We start from the raw sequence: 23,859 nt of genomic DNA, 5'->3' as shown, positions 1-23,859 counted from the left end.
TACTATAAATTTCTTATAAATTAACCAAAAAGTATCTATTTGATAATTTTATTGTCGAACTGTTTAGAAAAATTTAAAAAAATAGACATCTTCAAAATATAACAAAGTTATAATAATTTTGTTCTAATAAATACAAACAAAATCTGGAAAATACCAAATAAAAATAGTGGAATAATTGAAAAAAAATATATTGTAGATTAAAAATTAATCTACAAAAACAATATAATCAGGCTTTCTTGGAGCCGGTTTGGGCATTTCCATATCAGGATAACCTAATACAACATGCCCTATTCCTTCATAGCTTTCTGGAATTCCCCATTCTTTTAACAAAGATTTTCCTTTGGCAGATGCGAATTCATCCCTTGCACGATGAATCCAGCATGACCCAACACCAACTGCATGAGCTGCATTGACCAATACAGCCAATACGCTGGCTCCATCCTCAACATATGTTGGAAGTTTACTGTCTGCCAATACAATCAGCAAAGTTTTTCCACCGTAAAACGGATCTACATCATCAGGAACTTCCATTGGAAAGAAACTTCTGTTCCATGCTGAAAATTCTTTAATGGTTTCGGGATTTTGAATAACAACAATTTTTGGACTTTGTGCACCGCGTCCAGTAGGAGCATAAGTACCTGCTTCCAAAATTGTATTTAAATCTTCATCAGATATCTGTTCATCCTTGAATTTTCGTATGCTTCTTCTTGATATTAAATCCTCAATAGTTTGATTCATATTATTGCCTCACAAACCTTAATTAAAGTCTTTTTAAAATTTATATATTCATCTTCAGATAAGTCTTTTTTAATCAAATCATCCCATTTTTCATCATAATCCATAACTTTTTTGGCAATTGCTACACCATCATCAGTTAGAGATATGATTTTTTCTTTTTCACGTGTTCTTTTAATGAATCCTCTTTTTTCAAGTTTATTTAGATTTCTAGTAACAGTGCTTTCATTTAAATAAAACAGATTAGCCAAATCTTCCTGACTTATACCATCATGCTTATAAATTTCAATTAAAAAAGGATAAAGTCCATAAGTTATATTAACATCCTTAACCTTATTGTTTAAAAATTTAGCATGAAATCTGTATATCAAAGAAATATATGGAGTCGTCGGCAAATCTCTACTAAATTCCATTAGCATCACTCCTCCTAATCAATCTATTAATGTACAGTTCAATGCATGCATAACATATCAAAGAACCTATTCCACCACCTAAAAGCATTCCACAGTATATTCCAAACTCTCCCATATTAAAGACAAAGCCTAAAAGATATGCAAATATTAAAACCAAGATAAATTCCCGAAATGTAGTTAAAAGAAATGATATTGTTCCTTTACCGACACCCTGAAATACATTACCTGCACTTGCCCCAAAGGGTACATATAATATAAATAGACACATAATCTGCAGGAACCCGGCAATAGCTGGAGCCAGCTGTGCACTGTTTTCAGAGTAAGAAAATATGAAAGCAATCTGATTTGCGAACACATTAAGGATTATACACACAATAATTGATGCAATCAAAGCAACCTTTACGGCATATCTTGCAGTTACCCTCAGGTTTTCATATTTTTTAGCACCGAATGCAACGCCCGCAACAGAAATTGCTGCTGTTCCAACACCGATTGCAGGAAGCATACCGATGTTGATTATTCTCCATCCTGCAGTATATACCGCCACAGCAACAGACCCTGATACGATAGTAAGCATATAATTTACAAATATCGTCAAGATGGAAAGCACCAACTGTTCCAAACTGGCAGGAATACCTACAACCAAAATATCCTTATACATTGAAAAGTCATTTGTAAAGTCTTTTAAATTATACGATAGATAGGTATCCCTTTTGACAAATATCCAGTAGAACATCAAAAGAAGACTTATGAACGGTCCAAGAGCAGTTGCCCAAGCGGCTCCAGCAATCCCCATATTAAATGTATAAATGAAAATAGGGTCTAAAACCATGTTGATAATAGCTGCTAAAGCTATTGGTATTGTAGCCCTTTTAATATCTCCTTCTGCCCTGAATGCTCCACCGACAATAGGTGGCATCAACAGTGCAAATGTCCATACGAATATAATGAAACCATACTCTGTAGCATAACCGATTACGCTCTCAGCACCCATCATCATGAGCAGCGGTTTCATTGAAAAAATGAATACAATAGAAATTATGATAGATATTATGACACTCAAAATCAGGTTATGTATTGCCGCGTTATTTGCTGAATGCCTGTCTTCAGCACCAATGTAACGTGAAATCAATGAATTACCACCGGCACCGATACCATTTCCAAACCCGACAAGAATCATGAATAGGGGTGTAATGTAACCCAGTGCGGCCAAAGGTTCAGGCCCAAGACCTGCAACCCAAATACTGTCAATAATGTTGTTTGCAAAAATCAAAAACATGCTGGCAATAATTGGAAGTGATAGTTTGTTAATTGCCTTTTTAGGATCACCTGTAATCATTTCAATATTAGAATTTTTTTCCATAATCTACCTCTCTTGCATATGCAATTATACTCTTGTATATGCAAGTGTTAGTATTTAAATATTTTTAAAAATATAGTCTATAAATAAGGAGAATTTTATTATGAAAGTCTTAGTTGTTGGAACAGGTGCTCGTGAGCATGCCATAGCAGATGCTTTAAAGGATGATGTTGAGTTATACTGTTATATGAGTAAAGTAAACCCTGGAATGAGTAAAATTGCAGAGTTTAAGCAAGGCGATGAGGGAGAAGTTGAAAAAGTAGCTCAATTCGCTAAAGAAAACGATATTGAAATTGCATTTATCGGTCCGGAAGCTCCTCTTGAAAAAGGAATCGTTGATGAACTTGAAAAGAATGGAATCAAATGTGTAGGACCTTGCAAAAGTGCGGCAAGAATCGAAACCGATAAGTCATTCATGAGAAAATTATTTGAAGACTATGAAATTGACGGATCTTTAATCTACAGAGTATTCGATAATTACGATGATTTAAGTGCATTTTTAGACGATTTTGACCGTGATGTTGTAGTCAAGCCTGTAGGATTGACCGGTGGAAAAGGAGTTAAAATCGTTGGAGACCACCTCAAAGATAACAATGAAGCAAAAGAATATTCAAAAGAAGTTATTGACAATGCAATGGGTGGATTTGCACAGGTAATTATTGAAGAAAGAGTAATCGGTGAAGAGTTTACCATACAGGCATTCTGTGATGGCCAACACTTGGCCCCAATGCCTGCAGCACAAGACCATCCTCATGCATTTGAAGGAGACAAAGGTGCAATTACCGGAGGAATGGGTTCATACTCAGATTCAAACGGACTCCTACCATTTTTAACCCAGGATGATTATGATAGTGCAGTAAAAATAATGAAAGATACTATTAAGGCTATAGCTGAAGAAGCTGAACCATACAAAGGTATCTTATATGGCCAATTTATGTTAACTGCTGACGGTCCACGTTTGATTGAATACAATGCAAGATTTGGAGATCCGGAAGCTATGAATGTATTACCTTTACTTAAAACTCCATTGGTTGATGTTTGTAAAGACATTGTTGACGGCACCTTAGGTGAAGTGGAATTTGAAGATAAGGCAAGCGTGTGCAAATACATCGTACCTGACGGATACCCAGAAACAGAACATGCAGGTGAAGTCATTGAAGTTGACGAAGAAGCTATTGAAGGTATGGGCGCAAAAGTATTTTATGCTGCAGTCAGTCTTGAAGAAGATGGAATTCGCCTATCAGGTTCCAGAGCTCTCGGTATAGTCGCTAGTGGTGAAAGCATTACTGAAGCCGAAAAAATAGCTGAAAAAGCATGTGAACATGTTAAAGGTAATGTATACCACAGAAGCGATGTAGGAACAAAAGCTTTAGTAGACAAGCGTGTTGAGCACATGAAAGAAATTTTAAATTAAATTTCTTTTACATTATATTTTTTCAAAAAAATTACCATCACCCTAATTGAATAAACGATGAATTATTTTAATAGTATAAAGAAAATCTTTAAAATTATTAAAAGTAACTACCATATAATAAAAGTAGAATTAAAAACTTAGTTATATTGAAATAGATTATCTACATGTAAAAATAAAAAATGCTGGGAAATTAATTTTTCCCAGTAAATTATCATTTTCTTCTTATAGTTCCAATTCCTAAAGCAATTAATGCTAGTAAAATCATGATTAATGGATTACCTGTGGCTGGAGTTGCATTAACTGGCTCAACTTTAGGTTGTTTAGGAGTTTCAGGTACCTCATTAATAACAACGGTTTCATTGTCGTAGTTGTTGCTCATGTCAGGATCTAATGTGTCACTGGTTACATTAGCTTCGTTTGTGATTTTACCAGTTGTTAAAGCGATTGTTTCAATTATCATTGTTGCTTCTTCACCGTTTTCCATATCACCAATAAACCATAAGCCAGTGTTTACATCATAATATCCTTTTGATACAACTGAGCTAATGTATTGTAAAGTTTTTGGTAATACATCAATAACTCTTGCATTTACTGCTTTATCTGGACCATTATTTACAACATAAAGACCCCAGGTTACTTTATTTCCATCGGTTGCATAAACTACTTTAGCGATAGCCAAGTCAGCCATTGGAGTTTTAGGATTTTCTATTACTGTAGTAGTGTTTTGAGCAGGTTTATCTTTTGTTTTATCACTTGAAGCTGAAACAACATTAGTGAATGTACCTGCTTTGGTAGTGTTGAATACTACAAATAAGCTTAAATACTCACCAGCATATAATGGAGCATTTAAAGTCCATGACAAATCACCGTTTTTAGTCCATACACCATAGTAATCAATAAATGAATCATAAGTTAATCCATCAAATGAATTTTCACTGACAGTCACATCATTTAAGATAACCTTTCCAGTATTGTGGACAACGATTTCAAACATTACCTGTTCGCCGACATTAACAGTTCTGTTAATAGTAATTTTTTGAACATCCAAAGAAGGATTCAATACTTCAACGGTATCGTTGTCTGTTTTGTTTGGAATTTCATTTGAATCAGCAACAACAACATTAACAAAATTACCTGCAGCAGTAGTATTAAATACTACAAAGAATCCTTCATATTCACCAGCACGTAAAGGAGTAGTTAAATTCCATGACAAATCACCGTTTTTAGCCCATAAACCTGAATGATCAATGAATGAATCATAGACTAAACCAGTAAATATATCTTCACGAACAACAACATTAGTTAAATCTACTTGTCCTAAGTTGTGAACAACGATTTCAAACATCACCTGTTCGCCAACTAAAACTGATCTGTTAATAGAAATTTTTTCAACCGCGAAATCAGGTTTAATTACTTCAACAGTATCATTAGCAGATTTTTTGTTGGTTTCATTGGAATCAACAGAGACAACATTAGTGAATCTTCCAGTAGTGGTAGTGTTGAATACTACGTAGAATGAAACAATTTCACCAGTGTATAATGGAGAGTTCATTATCCATTTTAATTGTCCATTTTCATTCCATAATCCGCTGTAATCATACCATCTGTCATATACTAAACCAGTAAACGAATCTTCACTTACAGTTACATCGTGCAATACTACATTTCCAGTATTGGTAACAACGATTTCAAATACAGCCTGATTACCAATGATTACAACTTTATCCAAAGCAACCTTTACAATTTCGATGTTTGGGTTTTTAGTCTTATTGGATTCAGGATCCGGAGTAGTTTGATTGTAAACAGTTGTAGTATTGTTTGCAACTTTATTGCCGGTTTCATTGGAATTTACAGTTACTACATTAGTAAAGTTACCAACTCCAGTAGTATTGAAGTTAACAATTAAAGTAGCTACTTCATTAAGATTCAATGCTTTGTTTAAAGTCCATATATGTTTATTATTAACAACAGAATGAGTCCATAAAGGAGTATTTACAAATGAATCATAAATTAACCCATTGTATGAAGTTTCTTCTAAAACCACATCATGCAAAACAACTTCACCAGTGTTTCTAACAATGATTTCAAATGAAGTTTGGTTTCCGACATGCACCATAGGAGTTAAAGTGATTTTTTGAACATCAAATTTACCGCCTACAACTTTAGTAGTATTATTAGTAGTCTTGTTTTCAGTCTCATCAGAACCAGCAACAACAACATTAGTAAAGTTACCAGTTTTAGTAGTGTTAAATACTACAAATAATCCAATAGCTTCATTTGGAGCTAAGTTAGTATTTAAGGTCCATCTGTTTTTACCATTTACAACAGAATTAGTCCAATATCCATTTTTAACAAATGAATCATATGTTAAACCAGTGTAAGATGACTCTTCAACAAATACATTACTTAAAGTAACTTCTCCAATGTTTTTAACAAGAATTTCAAAGGTAACTTGGTCACCGACTAAAACAACAGGGTTAATAGTAATCTTTTTAACATCCAATTTACCTTCTACGACTTTAGTAGTATTATTAGTAGTCTTGTTTTCAGTCTCATCAGAACCAGCAACAACAACATTAGTGAAATTACCAACTTTTGTAGTATTAAAGACTACAGTCAATAATGTAACCTGGTTAATGCACAATATGTCTTTTAAAGTCCATCTATTCTTTCCATCCACAATTGAATGAGTCCAAAGAGACTGATTTAAGGCATGATCAAATTCTAAACCATCATAAGAATATTCTTCCACGAATACATTTGTTAAATTAGTTAAACCTGTGTTTCTAACCACAATTTGGAATTTTACCTGTTCGCCTACAGATACTATAGGAGTAATTGTATTTTTTTCAACAATGAAATTGGATTCAAGAACTCTTGTATCGTTTGAAGCATTATTATTGGTCATGTTGGAATCGGGAGTGCTGGAGTTTACAAAAACATTATTGACAACAGTGGTCATGTCATTAGTGATTTTTGTTACAATGTTTAAAGTGGCTGAATCTCCTTTTTTTAAATTACCAATATCCCATCTTCCATTATTTGAATTATATTTACCGTTTGAATCATCACTTACATATGCTATATCTGAAGGAAGAACATCAATTGCATATGCATTTACAGCAGTATCTGGGCCATTGTTAGTAACCTTAATAGTCCAGGTAATTGTATCTCCAATAACAGATATCTTTTGGGAAACTAATTTGACTACACTTAAATCAGCAATGGAATTAGATTTTGTAGTGTTGTTAGCGACATTATTTGTTTGATTTGGATCATAAGTGCTGCTGTTTATGGTTGCAACATTCACAAAAGTGGTATTAGTAATATTTACTATAGTTTTAATTGCTAAAATTTTAACATCATCAACATTTAATGTACCAATGTCCCATCTTCCAGTAGTTTCATCATATTTACCATCAGCACCATTGAATATTAATCCATCAGGCAGCTTATCAATCACATAAGCATCAGTTACATTATTTGGACCATTATTTGTAACCTTAATAGTCCAGATAATTTCATCACCCAGATTACATGTTTTATTTGAAACCAATTTTTCAACAGCCAAATCAGCCACCGGCAAAATTTCAAAGTAAGTCATATTTGTAATAAATTTATACAATCCGTCTTCAATGTGAGTGACATTTACAGAGTAATTTCCCGGAAGAAGACCTTTTTTAGAGACAGTTAAATTACCTAAAATACCTGTTTTGGAAGTAACATTGATTACAACCTTTCCGCTTTCCATATGAGTAACGACAATTGTAATGTTTTGATTGTCTTCACGAGAATCCTGATAAACAAGAGTACCGCCTTCACTTTTTTCAACACCATCAACCGGATTAACTAAATCAGGCCCTGAATTAGTTCTGTTATTAAGAGAAAGTTCATAGGTCACATTTTTAAAGAAAATATTATTCGGACTTCCGTCATTATAGATAGCATTGATAATATTGTCTCCACCCATATGAGTAACATCAATAGTTACATTAGCTTCAGGGTCATAATAGAAACGTTTATCATTTGTTATTCCAGTGATAAGATAACTCCATGCCTGATTTTCAATGAATGTGTCATCTTCAATTGTTAAGTTTTGTCCCCTGTTATATATCGCTGACCCGTTACGTGCAACATTGTTTTCAAAAAATGAAAATGAAATATCTGAATTATCTCCTTTAATAAAAATAGCACCACCTAAACCCTGCTCAATGTCATCTGTAGAGGCAATAGCTGTATTTGAAGTAAAGTTAGAATTTGTTATTGTAAGATTATCCCCATGAGAATGAAGAGCACCCCCATGGTAAACAGCACTATTGTTGTTAAAAATAGAATTACTGATTAAAGTATTATTTCCATCAACATAAACACCTGCTCCACCTCTTGATGCAGTATTATTTTCAAATATTGAATTATCTATTATTGTATTGTCACCTATAATATAAACAGTACCTCTTGAACATTCATGATGATAGAATTCTGAATCAATGACTGATGAATTATTACCATGAACATAAATAGCTGAACCATTTCCTTCGGTTGCATAATTATCCAAAAAAGTACAGTTTATTGCTTTGTTATTATTACCTGTGATGTGGACTGCTCCACCCTCTTCGGTACCGACATTGTTTTTAAAGGTACTATTGATTATTGAATTATAATGACCTTCGGGAATTCCATCCAGACCATGATCAATACCTGCAAGCATATAAGCTGATCCCCGCTTTGCAGTGTTATTCTCAAATAGACAATTTTCAACAACCAAATAATTTTGACTGGAACCTATAGCTCCCCCTCTTTCAGTTGCAGTATTATTGATGAATGTACAGTTTATAATGTTACTGTGGAAATTTTCATTAATAGCTTCATTACCATGAACATAGATTGCTCCACCAATACCTGCTCTACAATTAATAAAATTAGAATTCGTAATATTTACAGCATTACCATTTTCTCCAGCAATACAAATCGCACCGGAGTGTCTGTTAGTAGTACAGTTTACAAAGTTACAGTTATCAAAGTTAGAATTATATGCTACTATCATAGCACCAGTTTCATAATCATCTTCATCTTCTTCCAGCAAAGAATGACATTCAGTAAAATTAACATCAGTTAAATTACATCTTCTTACTACAAATCCGGCTACATCGACGGTGAAATTTTGAAAAGTAACATGCCTTAATTCACAATCGGATATAATCATTCCATATGTATAAGCTTCCCTATAATTGATAAAAGTCACATTTTCAAAAATACAGTTATAAAATTCACTACGCATTCCGGCAGAAATAGTGGTTACATTAGCTGAATTTATAACACCATTAATAAAGGTCAAATGCTTATGAGTAGTTAATCTTGAATTACCACCCATAGAATCTGCAATAATAGTTTTTCCCTCTAAATCGATAGTGTCTCCGTCTTCAGCTTTCTCTATAGCATCACGAAGGTCTCTGAAATGATCTCCGCTGAAAGTTATTATATCTCCATATTGAAGAGCATTCTCTTCATCCAAACTTAATCCCAATAGATTTTCTCTTAGATTTTCACCTACTTCACCACTTGAAATAGGAACCTGACTTTTTTCATTATTACTGTAATTGGAATAAACAATTTCCTGATTGACATCATTTATAATCTGATTATCCTCCACAGTAGCAACTTCACCTGATATCTGCGAAACATCAGTGAAATCGCTGTCAACGATTTCTTCTGCAGAAACCGATCCTATAGAGAAAATAATTATTAACATCAAACATGCAATAATGATTTTCATTATTTTATTCATTAAATCTCACCAAAGATATTTTTTGATATGGACAATATGATAATAGAAATATTGAATTGCAGTTTAAATTTATGAATAAAAAACTGCATAAAATTACTAATACAATCTTGTCTCAATCCACTCAATAACAATAAAATTTAATTTTAAAGTTATGTGCTTGACAGTCCATATTACCTTTTAAAAAAATAGTAAACTAATTATTATCGGCTGTTATAATACAATAAACATTAGTCAAATCGAAATTAAAATAACAATTATTACTTAATTTTTCCTCATATATAAACATTATATTAAATTAGCGTTCCTAATAGAAAATAACACTTTTAAATCTATTTGATAAGAAAATAAGAGTATAAAAAATATCAATTAGAAAAATCTATTGTAAAATAAAATTAGTTATTCAATACCATTAATAAAAAGAATAAATAATCATTAATTATAAGATTATAAATTATAACCAACATAAAACCAAATTTAACCGTTAATACGATCATAAAAGATTATAAATGATTTATTTACCCTTATTCTAATGATACTATGCGTTTCGTGGATAATACAATTAACATAATATCCAATATAATTATAGACAAAACTATAATTTTTGTTATTTTAATTCGATTTAAGTCATTGTAATATAAAGCGAAAACATATACTATTTAATAGAAAGATAATTACAAACTATTCAATAGATAGTATAAAATAGATTTTTAAATTATATAAATTTATATAATCTAATCGAAAATTTAAAATAAAAAAAAGTAGGGAAAATACATTCCCCATAAATGTTTATTTTCTTCTTCTCAAAGCACCAGTTCCCAAAGCAATCAATGCAAGTAATACCATAACTAATGGATTACCTGTAGCTGGAGTTACATGAACTGGCCCAACATTTTCTTTAGGCTGTTGAGGAGTTTCAGGTACATCGTTAACTGTTACAGATTCATTGTCATAGTTGTTGCTCATGTCTGGATCGAAAGTGTCACTGGTTACATTTGCTTCGTTGGTAATTAAACCAGTTGTTAAAGCGATTGTTTCAATTATCATTGTTGCTTCTTCACCGTTTTCCATATCACCAATAAACCATACTCCTGTGTTTAAGTCATAAGTTCCTTTTGATACTACTGAATTAACATATTTTAATGTTTTCGGCAATACATCGGTAACTCTTGTATTTACTGCTTTATCCGGACCTTGGTTTACGACATAAATTCCCCAGATTATTTTATTGCCCTCTTGAGAATAGATTACTTTAGCAATAGCTAAATCAGCCATTGGAGTTTTAGGATTTTCTGTTACAGTTGTAGTGTTTTCGGCAGGTTTATCTTTTGTCTTGTCACTTGAAGCTGAAACAACATTAGTGAATGTACCTGCTTTGGTAGTGTTGAATACTACAAATAAGCTTAAATACTCACCAGCATACAATGGAGCGTTTAATGTCCATGACAAGTCACTGTTTTTAGTCCATACATCATAATAGTCAATGAAAGAGTCATATGTTAAGCCGTAAAATGAATTTTCACTGACAGTCACATCATTTAAGATAACCTTTCCAGTATTGTGGACAACGATTTCAAACATTACCTGTTCGCCGACATTAACAGTTCTGTTAATAGTAATTTTTTGAACATCTAAAGAAGGATTCAATACTTCAACGGTATCGTTGTCTGTTTTGTTTGGAATTTCATTTGAATCTGCAACAACAACATTAACAAAATTACCTGCATTGGTTGTATTGAATACTACGAAGAATTCTTCATATTCACCAGCACGTAAAGGAGTAGTTAAATTCCATGACAAATCACCGTTTTTAGCCCATAAACCTGAATGATCAATGAATGAATCATAGACTAAACCAGTAAATATATCTTCACGAACAACAACATTAGTTAAGTCAACTTGTCCTAAATTATGAACAACGATTTCAAACATTACTTGTTCGCCTACTAAAACTGATCTGTTAATAGAAATTTTTTCAACCGCGAAATCAGGTTTAATTACTTCAACAGTATCATTAGCAGATTTTTTGTTGGTTTCATTGGAATCAACAGAGACAACATTAGTGAATCTTCCAGTAGTGGTAGTGTTGAATACTACGTAGAATGAAACAATTTCACCAGTGTATAATGGAGACTTCATAATCCATTTTAATCTTCCGTCTTCTTGCCATAACCCAGTGCTATCATACCAAGAATCATAAATTAAACCAGTGAATGAGTCTTCAGTAACAGTTACATCATGCAATACTACATTTCCAGTATTAGTAACAATAATTTCAAATATTGCCTGATTTCCAATAATTACAACTTTATCTAAAGCAATTTTTTGAATAGATATGTTAGGTTCTTTAGTCCTATTGGATTGAGGATCCGGAGTAGTTTGATTGTAAACAGTTGTAGTATTGTTTGCAATTTTATTTCCAGTTTCATTGGAATTTACAGTTACGATATTGGTAAAGTTACCAACTTCAATAGTATTAAAGTTAACAATTAAGGTAGCGACTTCATCAACATTTAATGCTTTGTTTAAAGTCCAAATATGTTTACCGTTTGCAACTGAATGAGTCCATAAAGGAGTATTGACAAATGAATCATAAATTAAACCGTCATATGAAGTTTCTTCTAAAACCACATCATGCAAAACAACTTCACCAGTGTTTCTAACAATGATTTCAAATGAAGTTTGGTTTCCGACATGCACAATAGGAGTTAAAGTGATTTTTTGAACATCAAATTTACCGCCTACAACTTTAGTAGTATTATTAGTAGTCTTGTTTTCAGTCTCATCAGAACCAGCAACAACAACATTAGTAAAGTTACCAGTTTTAGTAGTGTTAAATACTACAAATAATCCAATAGCTTCATTTGGAGCTAAGTTAGTATTTAAGGTCCATCTGTTTTTACCATTTACAACAGAATTAGTCCAATATCCATTTTTAACAAATGAATCATATGTTAAACCATCATAGGATGACTCTTCAACAAACACATTGCTTAATGTAACTTCCCCAATATTTTTAACAATGATTTCAAAAGTGACTTGGTCACCGACTAAAACAACAGGGTTAATAGTAATCTTTTTAACATCCAATTTACCTTCTACGACTTTAGTAGTATTATTAGTAGTCTTGTTTTCAGTCTCATCAGAACCAGAAACAACAACATTAGTAAAGTTACCGACATTTGTAGTGTTAAATACAACTATTAAACCAGCAACTTCTTCAGGTACTAAAGATGTGTTTAAAGTCCATCTGTTCTTACCATTTACAATACTTTGAACCCAATGATCTTGATGTTGAGCATGATCAAAGGTTAAACCATCATAGGAAGACTCTTCAACAAACACATTATTTAAAGTTGTTTTACCAGTATTTGTGACAACAATTTCAAATTTAACCTGATTACCGACTGTAACTAACTTATCCAAAGTAATTTTTTTCACATTTAAACCAGGCACAAGTACTTCAGTATCATTAGAAGCATTGTTGTTTGATTCATTTGATTCTGGAGTAGAACTGTTTACATGAACATTGTTGACAATCTTTGTATTGGTAGTGTTAACTATTGTTTTGATTTTTAAAGTTGCAGAAGCTCCTTTTGTTAAATCACCTATAGTCCAAATATGAGTATTAGCATCATAATTACCATCAGATTCTACAAATATTAAGTCTTTAGGCAATACATCATATGCTTTTGCATTGACTGCAGTATCAGGACCATTATTAGTAACTATAATAGTCCAGGTTATAGTATCACCATTAATAATAATTTTATCTGAAACTAATTTAACGACACTCAAATCAGCAGAAGGATTTGCTTTAGTAGTATTGTTAGCCTCATTATTAGTTTTATTAGGGTCATAAGTAGATGAATCAACAACAGCAACATTCAAAATAGTAGTATTCGAAATATTTACAATTGTTCTGATATTTAAGACAACAGTGCTGCCAACAGCCAAATCACCTATAGTCCAAGTATGAGTATTCACGTCATAATTACCGTCACTGTCAAGATATATCAATCCAGCAGGTAATGAATCAGTTACATAAACACCAGTTGCATCGTTAGGACCATTGTTTGTAACTTTAAGGGTCCATGTAATTATATCGCCAAAGTTAGGAGTCTTATTTGAAACCTCTTTAACAATTGCTAAATCAGCAAGAGGAATAATTTCGAATTTAGTTGAATTAGAAATTTCTTTATATAATAAATCTTCTGGGTGTAGAGCATTTACAGTGTAATTACCCGGATTTAAACCAGTCAAATAGACAGTAATATTACCATAAAGACCAGTTTTAGAACCAGTATCACCATAGACTGAATAGCCTAACAAATTGGAGTCATGATTTTTGTATACAACTTCACCAGTCTCTTTGTTAACAATGTCAACATTTACAGTTTGTAAATCTTCACGAGAATCTTGATATAACCATTTACCGTCTTCACTGTTTTCTACTCCATCCCTAGGATGAATTTCATCAGCAGTGGTTGTTTTTTTACCTGTGGAATGGTCATAGGTTACATTATAAAAAAACACATTTTTCGGAGAACCATCATTGTGAATCGCATTGATAATGTTATCTCCACCAATGTAAATAATTTCAACTTTAACAGTGTTAGTTTCACTGTAATAGCTTAATTCAGGGTTTGCGGTAGTAGGTAATAAATAACTCCATGCCTGATTTTCTTCAAAATCATCATCTTCAAAAGACAAGTTATTTCCCCTATTGTAAACAGCAGAACCATTACGAGCAGTGTTTAAATTGAAATGAGAAAAAGCAATCCTATTATTATCTCCCCTAATATAAATTGCTCCACCTAAACCTTGATCAATATCTGCAGGATTAGGAATCGCATGGTTTGAAATAAAGTCTGAATTCAAGATTTGAATATAGCTGCCGTGAGTATGAATTGCACCACCATGAACAGTAGCATTATTGTTATTAAATAAGTTATTATTTACATAAGAATAGTCTCCATCCATATACAATCCAGCACCACCACGGGTTGCAGTGTTGTTAATGAACTCAGAGTCAGTACAGTTAAAGTAGTTTCCTATAATATAAACAGTTCCTCTTTCAGATTCGTGATTGGTGAAAGTAGAGTTATCTATAGAAGAATAATTTCCTTCTACATAAACAGCAGCACCTTTTCCATCAAGTGCTAAGTTATCATCAAAGACAGAATCAATAACGGTTGCATTGTCACCGGTGATATGTACAGCACCGCCTTCAGGAGCTTCATTGTAATAGAATTGTGAATTGGTAACAGTGTTGTTATCTCCACTGATGTGCACAGCCCCACCTTCTAGACTTGCAATATTGTTTTCAAAATAACAGTTATCAATAGTTATGTTATGTCCATGAGTATTATCACCATCAATGGCATCAGGATAGTAAATACCACCAATCATAATACCTGCACCTTTGGTAGCGGTGTTGTTTATGAATTTACAATCTTTAACCTCCATGTTATTGTGAGAAAGACCTAATGCACCACCCTCTTCTTCTGCTGAACAGTTAATAAAGGTACAATTTTCAATTAAAAATTTTTTATTTTCGCTAAAGTCACCATGTGCATAAATTGCTCCACCAACCCATGCAGTACAGTTAATAAAGTTAGTGTTTTTTACAATATTCATTCCTTTTCCCATACAAATTGCACCGGCATGCTGCTGGGAAGTGGTGTTAATAAAATTACAATCAATAAGAGTACTGTCACCCATTACAGTGAACTGTCCAATATCATGTTCTTTTGTATCATTTGTAACCCTTGAATTAGTAAAGTTAACATTAATAAAAGTAGACCTTTTTATATCTGCAACACAAGTTCCGGAAGTAATGCCATCAAATGACATGTTTGTAGCATTTACCAAGTTGAAACTTGCAAAAAATCCTTTAAAATTATATTGAGTACAATTAGAAAACTTCACATTTTCTAAAATAGAATTTGAAAATGCAAATATTCTTGGTGTTTGACCAGGCATATAATAATTAAAATTTTTAAAATGCATATTTTTAAGGGTAATTTTCGAATAATCAACCTGATCGGTATTATTAAGCATTGATCCATCGATGATTCCATTTTGTATTGTGATATTTTTACCCTGAGAATCAAGGTTTTTATTTGAAAGTCCAGTGTAAGTAAGACCGCCCAAATCAATAATGTCTCCGTCAGTTGAATTACCTATTGCATCACGAATATCTTTGAAAGTAGTTCCACTCGGAGTTATAGTTTTACCTAAAACATCCTCATTGGAAACTCCCAATAGATTAGAATTTGAAGAATTTGAATTTGTATTTTCAATTCCCTGAATTTCAGAAGCATGATTAAATCCACTTGCCTCTAATTGAATATCATTAGCGGGAGTTTCTAAACTTACGCCAATAGTTTCATTTGCAAAGTTATCACTTGCAGAAACAACTCCTAAGCTTAATGATAAAGTTATTAATAATATTAATCCATATAAAATCTTTTTGTTCATAATTACACCATGCTTTACTCGGAAAAAAAGTATTCATAATAATTAGTATTAAAAATTATCGCAAAATTAGAAAATGTTTGAAAAAAAGACAATGAAAATGAGTTAAAGTTTGAAAAATTAGAATTTAAAATATTATAAATAAAACTATCTGCACCACCAACGACAGAATTATCAATTGAAAATGCAAATTTAGTATGTAATTTATCACTTGATGAAATAATACATTTTTCAACATCAGAAGTCAATACATTATAATAATTATTATAAAATATGAGATCTTCATGAGTCAATACCTTAAACTTATTGATTTCATTTTTAAAGTTAGATAAATCATGACTAAAATGAATAATTTTAAAACTTGAATCAAGTTTCATACAACAAATAACTTCAAAATTATCTAAGAAATCATTAAAAATATGAACAGAAACAATTGAATCATGTAAATCTAAATTCGTATCATTATCCCAAGTTTCAACTATCAAAGCCTTAATATTAGTATAATTATATTGATTATTTTCAATTTCGTTATAACTTTCAGGATTATTAATTATACAATCATTATACTCTTGATTATATTTGGTTGGAGCATGATTATCCTCCCCAATGACAACATCATCTTCAACAATGTCATCAACTGTAATTTCTTCTCCAACATCAATTTGGTTAACTTTAGCGAACTCTTGAATTTTAACTTCAGCATGATCACTAAATACTGCTTCATCAATCTCACTAGCAGAAACTGCTGAGATCATGAAAAATGCAAATAATATAATAATCATGAATTTTTTTATCATCAAAATCACCAAAGTAAATATATTAGTATAATAATTTTTTTCCTAAACTTAGCTATCATATTTTCAATAGCCACAGTTATGTTATTTTTCATCATATATAAAGGTATACAGTCAAAGCATGAATTTCAAAGAAATTAATCATTGTATATCTATTTGATAGTTTTTATAGGACTGTTTAGAAAATTTAAAAAAATAAACATGATAAAATTATAACAAAGTTATATAAAATAGGATTCAAGAATAAAAAAAATTGTTTGACAGAAAACGAACAAACAGAAAAAATCTTAGAAAAAAAAATCTATAATATATGTAAAAAACATCAAAAGTAAGGATGGAATTAAAATTAAAGCCATTAGAAATAATATTTTAAATTGAAACATATAAAAAAATCATATATAAATTAAATATACTATAAAATATAAATATTATACTATGAGTACTTTAGAGAAGATGAAAATATTAACTGATTCTGCGCAGTATGATTTATGTGATTATGTAAATCATAACAAGAGCTCTCAAGTTAATTTACCTGGAATTTATGAAGCAACAGGACATAATGGTTGTAAAATTCCACTTTTCAAAACACTTTTAACTAATAAGTGTAAAAATGACTGCAAGTACTGCATTAACCAGTCCAAAAGAAATTTTACAAGACTTGAACTTGCACCTGAAGAACTAGCAAAGGCATTTCTTAATTATTATAATAGAGGAATTGTAAACGGTTTGTTTTTAAGTTCAGGTGTTGATAGAGATGAAGATATCACAATGGAAAAAACAATAGAAACTATTAGAATCTTAAGAAAAGTTTATGGATATGATGATTATATACATTTAAAAATTGTTCCGGGAGCTTCCAAAGATTCTATTAAAAGAGCTATGGCACTTGCTAATAGAGTCAGTATTAATATTGAAGCTGCTACACCATCAGGTCTTGCCGAACTGTCATCTACAAAAGATTATAATAAGGATATATTAAAAAGATTGCACTGGATTGACAGTTTACATGGTAAAAGTACAACATATCCAAACTCTACCCATACAACACAATTGATTGTCGGTGCGAATGATGAAAGTGATAGGGAAATTTTACATAGAATGGAAAAGATATACAATAAAACCAAATTAAAACGTACATATTTCTCCGCATTCTCACCAATACAAGAGACAGATTTCGAAAATAAAGAAGCTTGCAGTACAAATAGAACTGCAAAATTATATAACGCCGATAGTTTATTGAATGATTATCATTTTAAACTTAATGAACTTGTATTTAATGAAAATAATCAATTGTCATTAACTCAAGATCCTAAGATTTTAGCTGCAGAAAATATGAATATATTTCCTGTAGAAATTAACTCAGCACCATTTGTTGAATTGATACGAGTACCTGGTATCGGTATAAAATCTGCTAGAAAAATAATTTCTATTAGAAAAAAAATACCTTTCAAAAACAAAAATGAATTAAAAAAATTAGGTGTGGTTGTAGATAGGGCTGAAAAGTATATTAAAATAGACGGGGCTTATCAAAGTTTATTAGAGAATTTTCAATAACTATTTTAAATCTTCAAACAAATCCCAAATTTCAGGATATTTTTTAGATACGGCTTCATCAATCAATATTGATGCTTCACGACTAATACTAAATTCTGGCTCTGTTTTTCTTAAATACCTGAATACTGCAGCAGATCTTGATGACCATAAAGTAATCCTTGGATTTTTATCAACAATGCCCAATACTTCAGCTATATTTTCCTGTCTTTTGATTTCTTGTGGATTTGGTAAACTGTCTTTATCGCTTTCATCGCCAGATACATCTTCGGATTCTCTAATATCCAAAGGGCTTTCTTCTTGGATTTCTTCATTTGTCGTTTCTTCTGATTTATGTTCTTCTTCGTCTTCCTGTCTATCATCATCAACAACATCCTCTACATCAGATTCTTCTTCATCAACAGTATCTTCACTTATTTCTTCTAAATCATCTGAATCTTCACTTATTTTTTCTTCAGAATTTTCATCCAAGATTTCTTCATTTTTTTCTTCAACAGTAGATTCTTCACTAGATTGTTCATTCAAAATATCCTCTAATGATTGAGCAGAATTACTGTCAAAATCCTCATCATAAATCTCAGGTATTAAAGAATTTAATCCTTTACCAAGCCCACGAGCCATTTTAATCACTTCCGTCTCTTTCTAAAATTTCTTTTGCTAATTTTAAATAAGCTTTAGTTCCAGTACTTTCTGGATCATATATTAAACATGGTTTTCCAAAACTTGGTGCTTCAGCCAATCTGATATTTCTTGGTATAATAGTTTTAAACAACAGATTGCTTTTACCAAAGTAATTTTTAAGTTCTTTGTGAACATCCCTACTCAATCTTGTTCTTTTATCATATAAAGTAAGTAAAATACCTTTAATTGGAGTAGGACTTTTAAGTCTTTGTTCTACAAGTTTAATAGTATTAATTAAATCAGCAACCCCTTCAAGTGCATAATATTCGGCTTGAATAGGAATCAATACACTATCTGAGGCGACTAATGCATTAACAGTTAAAACACCTAATGAAGGAGGTAAATCAATGAATATGTAGTCAAATAACGGCATTACATCATTAAGTGTTTCTTTTAAGATAATATGATAATTTTCTTTTTGAGATAGCTCAACACCAGCACCACTTAATGAGATGTTGCTAGGTATAATGAATAAGTTTTTTATAAATGTAGGAATTGTAGCTTTTTTAACATTAATATCCCCTATGATTGCATCATAAATTGTATTTTCTAACTCATTTTTATCAATACCAAAACTGGTTGTTGCATTTGCTTGAGGATCCATATCCACTACTAAAACTGATTTTCCCATCACAGCTAAAGATGTTGCGGTATTAACTACAGTAGTTGTTTTTCCACATCCACCCTTTTGATTCATTACTGCTATTACTTCACTCATCAATAATTCTCCTAATTAACGATTTTAAGTTAAAAGGTATAACTAAAACATCACACCTTCTAACTTAAATGAGATAAATTATAAGTTAACATAAGTTTTCGTTAAAAGGTATAACTGAAAAGTTACACCCTTTAACTGAGATAAATTATAAGTTAATTTGACTTTTAAGTTAAAAGGCATAAGAAAAAACTTACACCTGATAACTTAAATGAGATAAATTATAAGTTAACATGAATAACTTCGAATTTTTAAGTTTTAACTTCTAAGGAAGAAGAAATAACTTATATTGTATAAGTTAAACCTTCAAACTTAAAAGTGATAAATTTTAAGTTAACATGAATAAGTTATATGAAATAACTTTTAACATTTAAGTTATTACAAATAAGTTAAAATTTTTAAGTTTTAACTATTAAGTTATATTTTATAACTTCAACCTTATAAAGTATTTGTTTTCACAAATAAGTTATTAGTTATAAGTGATAAGTTAGAGAAAAAATAATAGTTATAAGTTATAAGTTATTACTTATAACAAAAAAAGTAAAAAAATAAAAGAGTGAAAATCACTCTATTTTGCATTTTGCATTGTACCTTCAAAGTATGAAGCATATCCTTTTAAGTCTAACATTCCATGACCTGAAAAGTTCATGACAATAGTTTTTTCTTCACCAGTCTGTTTACATTTAAGTGCTTCATCAATTGTAGCCCTAATAGCATGAGTAGTTTCAGGTGCTGGAACAATTCCTTCACAGCGAGCAAAGGTAATTCCTGCATCAAATACATCTTTTTGATGGACTGCCCTAGGGGAAATGTAGCCTTCTTTAGTTAAAAGTGAAACTATAGGAGACATACCATGATATCTTAATCCTCCAGCATGAACAGATGGAGCTACAAAGTCATGACCAAGAGTAAACATCTTAAGCATTGGAGTAAAGCCATTAACATCGCCAAAGTCATAGTCATAGCTACCTTCAGTTAAAGTAGGACAAGCACTAGGTTCAACAGCAATAAACTCTGTATCAGAGTTACCATCTATTTTATCTTTAATGAATGGGAACAAAGATCCAGCTAAATTACTTCCACCACCAGCACAAGCAATCATTACATCAGGCTCTTCTTCAGCTTTTTCAAGCTGTGCTTTTAATTCCTGACCAATGATAGTTTGGTGTAACATTACATGATTTAAAACACTGCCCAAGGAATATTTAACATTTTCATTAAGAAGTGCTTCTTCCATAGCTTCAGAAATAGCTACACCTAAAGATCCAGGATGATCTGGATTTTCTTTTAAGATTTGTCGACCAATTTCAGTATTTTCACTTGGTGAAGCAAAGACATTACCATTATAGATGTTCATAATGTTTTTCCTGTCAGGCTTTTGGTTAAATGAGACTTTAACCATATAAACAGTACATTCAATATCAAGCATATTACAAGCTAATGATAAAGCAGTTCCCCATTGACCTGCACCAGTTTCAGTAGTTAATCTTTCAACACCTTCTTTTTTAGCAAAATATGCTTGTGGAATGGCTGAATTCAATTTATGTGATCCAGTAGGAGAAGTATCCTCTCTTTTGTAATAAATTTTAGCGGGAGTATTTAAGAATTTTTCAAGCCTAGTGGCCCTATATAAAGGAGAAGGCCTTCCCATTTGCATATAAAGTTCACGTACTTCCTGAGGAATTTTAATATATCTGTCAGTTGCAAATTCTTGTTCTAATCCTGCTTTGGTAAAAGCTTTTTGCAAATCTGCAATTTGATTTTTTCCCTCACTGTTTTTTGGTTCCGGAAGTGGAGTAGGTAAATCAGCAAGAATATTATACCATTGCTTTGGCACTTCATCAGAATCTAAAGTAATCTTATAATTCATGATAATATATTATTATAATGTACTATTTAAAACTTTGTTGTACATAATTGTACTATTAATATATTAATAAAATGAAAAATAAAAAAGTCATCATGAGAATTTTAGCTATTGATGTAGGTACCGGAACCCAAGATATCATGATATATGATGATGAAAAAGAACTTGAAAACTCCATTAAACTAGTTCTACCGTCCCCACATTTATTGATTTCTCAAAAAATAAGGGAAATTGAAAACAATATTTACTTTGACGGTGAAATAATGGGTGGAGGAAAAATCAAAAAAACATTACAGGAACATATGGAAAAAGGATATAATGTTGTAATGGAAGAAACTCCCGCAAAAACAATAAGAGATAAAATATCACAAGTTGAAGCATTAGGAATAGAAATAGCTTCTCCTGAAAAAGAATATAAGGATTACAGTAAAATTACACTTGGAGATATCAACATTACAAAATTATCAAAATTCCTTCTTGGATATGATTTGGAATTCGATTTTGATGAAATTGCAATAGCCGTACAAGACCATGGATACAATGAAAACATGGGAGACAGAGATTTTAGATTTGAAAAATTCCGTCAAAAACTAGAAAAACCTATAAAACCAGAAGAATTTGCATTTAAAGGAAATGTTCCAGATTACTACACAAGAATGAAAGCAGTGGAAAGATCAATAGCAAGCGAAGGAATAGACATTCAGCCTTTATTAATGGACACAAAATTTGCATCAATAGCTGGAATGTGCTACGATGAAATAGCATCCACATTAAACAGTTTTATTGCTATTGATATAGGTAATGGCCACACTACAGCAGCATCAATAGAAAACGGTAAAATTCAAGGAATATTTGAACATCACACATCATCCCTAACACATGAAAGCCTGGAAAATTATCTAAAACGCCTAGCGGATGGAGTGATAACAAACGAAGAAGTCTATAACGATCACGGCCACGGTGCACATGTAATAAATCCAATTTCAAAAATAGAAAAAATCATAGTAAGTGGCCCAAAACGTGAACTAATCGAAAAGACAAATCTAGACTGGCATCATGCATGCCCAGGAGGGGATGTGATGATGACAGGAACTGTAGGTTTAATAAAAACTCTTGAGGCATACAATGTATAAGATGGATTCACATATTCACAGCGAATATTCACCGGACTCTAAATCCAAATTGAAAGATATTTTTAAAGTAGCTAAAAGCAGAAATATTGATATAATTGCAATAAGCGATCATAATACTGTCGATGGATCTAAAGAAGCAAGAAGATTAACAAAAAAAGATGATTTGCTTGTAATTCCATCAATTGAGATATCTTCCATTGAAGGACATATTTTAGGATTTGGATGTGAAGAAAAAATCGATAGGGACCTTCCTGCAGCAGAAACTATAGACCTGATTCATGACCAGAGTGCGCTTGCAATAATACCTCATCCATACTGTTTTTACAGGCATGGCCTATTGTGCAAAGCGGATTATAAAGATTTAAAAATTGATGCAATAGAAACAAAAAATGCGAGATTTATAGTAGGATATTGCAATAATAAAGCAAAAAATCTATCAAAAAATGAAAATTTACCTTCACTTGGTGCAAGCGATGCACATTACTTTAAGTTCGTAGGTGACTGCTATTCAAAAATAGATTGTGAAAAGGACATAGACAGCGTTTTAAAATCAATAAAAAAGGGAAAAGTAGAAGCCTTTGGAAAAGGCACTTCCAACATCAAACTATCAAAATACCTATTTGAATATAAAGTATTGAAAAAGTTTGATTAACTATTTTACTAATCTGATTTCAATAATGGAAACATTAGTTTTTTCATTATTGTAGTTTTCAACTTCTTCTGTTGAAATTTGAATATCAGCAACATCAGCTTCCTGAACAAAACTGTTTCTTACAATTTCAGCAGTGTCGACTGCACGGCTAATAGCTTTTCCTCTAGCCCTTAGAGTTACAGAGTCATATTCGTTGAATTGTGTTACAACAGCCAAAACGTAATTCATTACTGGTTTATTTCCAATGAAAATTGTATTTTCTTCCATGTTTTTATGCTCCTA

The 23,859-nt window shown here is 31.5% G+C and carries 14 protein-coding genes; 4 read left to right on the top strand and 10 right to left on the bottom strand.

Annotated elements, in window-relative coordinates; all coding sequences use genetic code 11:
* Window positions 1–204: 204 nt before the first annotated feature.
* Genes SM9_RS00165 through SM9_RS00155 form a run of 3 tightly spaced genes read right to left on the bottom strand, consistent with a single transcriptional unit; the run spans window position 205 to window position 2,511 of the window.
* Window positions 205–738, bottom strand: coding sequence for a nitroreductase (locus tag SM9_RS00165; protein ID WP_058738214.1), 534 nt, complete (start codon window positions 736–738; stop codon window positions 205–207).
* Window positions 735–1,148, bottom strand: a complete 414-nt coding sequence (locus SM9_RS00160; protein WP_058738213.1) for a MarR family winged helix-turn-helix transcriptional regulator — start codon at window positions 1,146–1,148, stop codon at window positions 735–737. The genes SM9_RS00165 and SM9_RS00160 overlap by 4 nt, the downstream gene beginning before the upstream one ends.
* Window positions 1,138–2,511: an MATE family efflux transporter gene (locus tag SM9_RS00155; RefSeq protein WP_058738212.1), complete on the bottom strand. Its 1,374-nt coding sequence runs from the start codon at window positions 2,509–2,511 to the stop codon at window positions 1,138–1,140. Before SM9_RS00155 ends, SM9_RS00160 begins: the two co-directional genes overlap by 11 nt.
* A gap of 100 nt (window positions 2,512–2,611) precedes the next feature.
* Here SM9_RS00155 and purD point away from each other — a divergent pair, with 100 nt between their 5' ends.
* Window positions 2,612–3,922, top strand: coding sequence for a phosphoribosylamine--glycine ligase (gene purD / locus SM9_RS00150; protein WP_058738211.1), 1,311 nt, complete (start codon window positions 2,612–2,614; stop codon window positions 3,920–3,922).
* Window positions 3,923–4,133: 211 nt separating this feature from the next.
* On the opposite strand, the gene SM9_RS00145 is transcribed toward purD, so the two are convergent.
* The 3 genes from SM9_RS00145 to SM9_RS00135 all read right to left on the bottom strand — a co-directional run bounded on the left by SM9_RS00145 (window position 4,134) and on the right by SM9_RS00135 (window position 16,981).
* On the bottom strand, window positions 4,134–9,707 hold the full coding sequence (locus tag SM9_RS00145; RefSeq protein WP_058738210.1) for a DUF7507 domain-containing protein: 5,574 nt from the start codon (window positions 9,705–9,707) through the stop codon (window positions 4,134–4,136).
* A 786-nt stretch (window positions 9,708–10,493) separates the two neighbouring features.
* Window positions 10,494–16,187: a DUF11 domain-containing protein gene (locus SM9_RS00140; protein WP_058738209.1), complete on the bottom strand. Its 5,694-nt coding sequence runs from the start codon at window positions 16,185–16,187 to the stop codon at window positions 10,494–10,496.
* Window positions 16,188–16,201: 14 nt separating this feature from the next.
* Window positions 16,202–16,981: a hypothetical protein gene (locus SM9_RS00135; protein ID WP_058738208.1), complete on the bottom strand. Its 780-nt coding sequence runs from the start codon at window positions 16,979–16,981 to the stop codon at window positions 16,202–16,204.
* Window positions 16,982–17,413: 432 nt separating this feature from the next.
* Between SM9_RS00135 and SM9_RS00130 the strand changes: the two genes are divergently transcribed.
* Window positions 17,414–18,532: a radical SAM protein gene (locus SM9_RS00130; RefSeq protein WP_058738207.1), complete on the top strand. Its 1,119-nt coding sequence runs from the start codon at window positions 17,414–17,416 to the stop codon at window positions 18,530–18,532.
* On the opposite strand, the gene SM9_RS00125 is transcribed toward SM9_RS00130, so the two are convergent.
* The 3 genes from SM9_RS00125 to SM9_RS00115 all read right to left on the bottom strand — a co-directional run bounded on the left by SM9_RS00125 (window position 18,533) and on the right by SM9_RS00115 (window position 21,795).
* Window positions 18,533–19,159 carry a hypothetical protein gene (locus tag SM9_RS00125; protein WP_058738206.1) on the bottom strand — a complete coding sequence of 209 codons (627 nt, stop codon included), beginning with the start codon at window positions 19,157–19,159 and terminating at the stop codon, window positions 18,533–18,535. It abuts the gene before it with no gap.
* Complete coding sequence (locus tag SM9_RS00120; protein WP_058738205.1) at window positions 19,152–19,928, bottom strand: ParA family protein; 777 nt, start codon at window positions 19,926–19,928, stop codon at window positions 19,152–19,154. Before SM9_RS00120 ends, SM9_RS00125 begins: the two co-directional genes overlap by 8 nt.
* A gap of 565 nt (window positions 19,929–20,493) precedes the next feature.
* On the bottom strand, window positions 20,494–21,795 hold the full coding sequence (locus tag SM9_RS00115; RefSeq protein ID WP_058738204.1) for a TrpB-like pyridoxal phosphate-dependent enzyme: 1,302 nt from the start codon (window positions 21,793–21,795) through the stop codon (window positions 20,494–20,496).
* Window positions 21,796–21,887: 92 nt separating this feature from the next.
* Between SM9_RS00115 and SM9_RS00110 the strand changes: the two genes are divergently transcribed.
* Window positions 21,888–22,925, top strand: a complete 1,038-nt coding sequence (locus tag SM9_RS00110) for a DUF1786 domain-containing protein (protein ID WP_058740276.1) — start codon at window positions 21,888–21,890, stop codon at window positions 22,923–22,925.
* On the top strand, window positions 22,918–23,577 hold the full coding sequence (locus SM9_RS00105; protein WP_058738203.1) for a PHP-associated domain-containing protein: 660 nt from the start codon (window positions 22,918–22,920) through the stop codon (window positions 23,575–23,577). The genes SM9_RS00110 and SM9_RS00105 overlap by 8 nt, the downstream gene beginning before the upstream one ends.
* Here SM9_RS00105 and albA read toward each other — a convergent pair whose 3' ends face one another.
* Window positions 23,578–23,844: a DNA-binding protein Alba gene (albA, locus tag SM9_RS00100; protein ID WP_058738202.1), complete on the bottom strand. Its 267-nt coding sequence runs from the start codon at window positions 23,842–23,844 to the stop codon at window positions 23,578–23,580.
* Window positions 23,845–23,859: the final 15 nt, after the last annotated feature.

This window comes from Methanobrevibacter millerae (assembly GCF_001477655.1).
Classification (GTDB): Archaea; Methanobacteriota; Methanobacteria; order Methanobacteriales; family Methanobacteriaceae; genus Methanocatella; species Methanocatella millerae_A.
This window is presented reverse-complemented; position numbering and strand designations above follow the sequence as displayed.

What these genes read in the sequence shown, in the direction of transcription:
- albA (WP_058738202.1), bottom strand. Translation starts at nt 23,844, where the DNA reads ATGGAAGAAAATACAATTTTCATTGGAAATAAACCAGTAATGAATTAC.
- SM9_RS00155 (WP_058738212.1), bottom strand. Translation starts at nt 2,511, where the DNA reads ATGGAAAAAAATTCTAATATTGAAATGATTACAGGTGATCCTAAAAAG.
- SM9_RS00160 (WP_058738213.1), bottom strand. Translation starts at nt 1,148, where the DNA reads ATGGAATTTAGTAGAGATTTGCCGACGACTCCATATATTTCTTTGATA.
- SM9_RS00165 (WP_058738214.1), bottom strand. Translation starts at nt 738, where the DNA reads ATGAATCAAACTATTGAGGATTTAATATCAAGAAGAAGCATACGAAAA.
- SM9_RS00110 (WP_058740276.1), top strand. Translation starts at nt 21,888, where the DNA reads ATGAGAATTTTAGCTATTGATGTAGGTACCGGAACCCAAGATATCATG.
- SM9_RS00140 (WP_058738209.1), bottom strand. Translation starts at nt 16,187, where the DNA reads ATGAACAAAAAGATTTTATATGGATTAATATTATTAATAACTTTATCA.
- SM9_RS00145 (WP_058738210.1), bottom strand. Translation starts at nt 9,707, where the DNA reads ATGAATAAAATAATGAAAATCATTATTGCATGTTTGATGTTAATAATT.
- SM9_RS00120 (WP_058738205.1), bottom strand. Translation starts at nt 19,928, where the DNA reads ATGAGTGAAGTAATAGCAGTAATGAATCAAAAGGGTGGATGTGGAAAA.
- SM9_RS00115 (WP_058738204.1), bottom strand. Translation starts at nt 21,795, where the DNA reads ATGAATTATAAGATTACTTTAGATTCTGATGAAGTGCCAAAGCAATGG.
- purD (WP_058738211.1), top strand. Translation starts at nt 2,612, where the DNA reads ATGAAAGTCTTAGTTGTTGGAACAGGTGCTCGTGAGCATGCCATAGCA.
- SM9_RS00130 (WP_058738207.1), top strand. Translation starts at nt 17,414, where the DNA reads ATGAGTACTTTAGAGAAGATGAAAATATTAACTGATTCTGCGCAGTAT.
- SM9_RS00105 (WP_058738203.1), top strand. Translation starts at nt 22,918, where the DNA reads ATGTATAAGATGGATTCACATATTCACAGCGAATATTCACCGGACTCT.
- SM9_RS00135 (WP_058738208.1), bottom strand. Translation starts at nt 16,981, where the DNA reads ATGATAAAAAAATTCATGATTATTATATTATTTGCATTTTTCATGATC.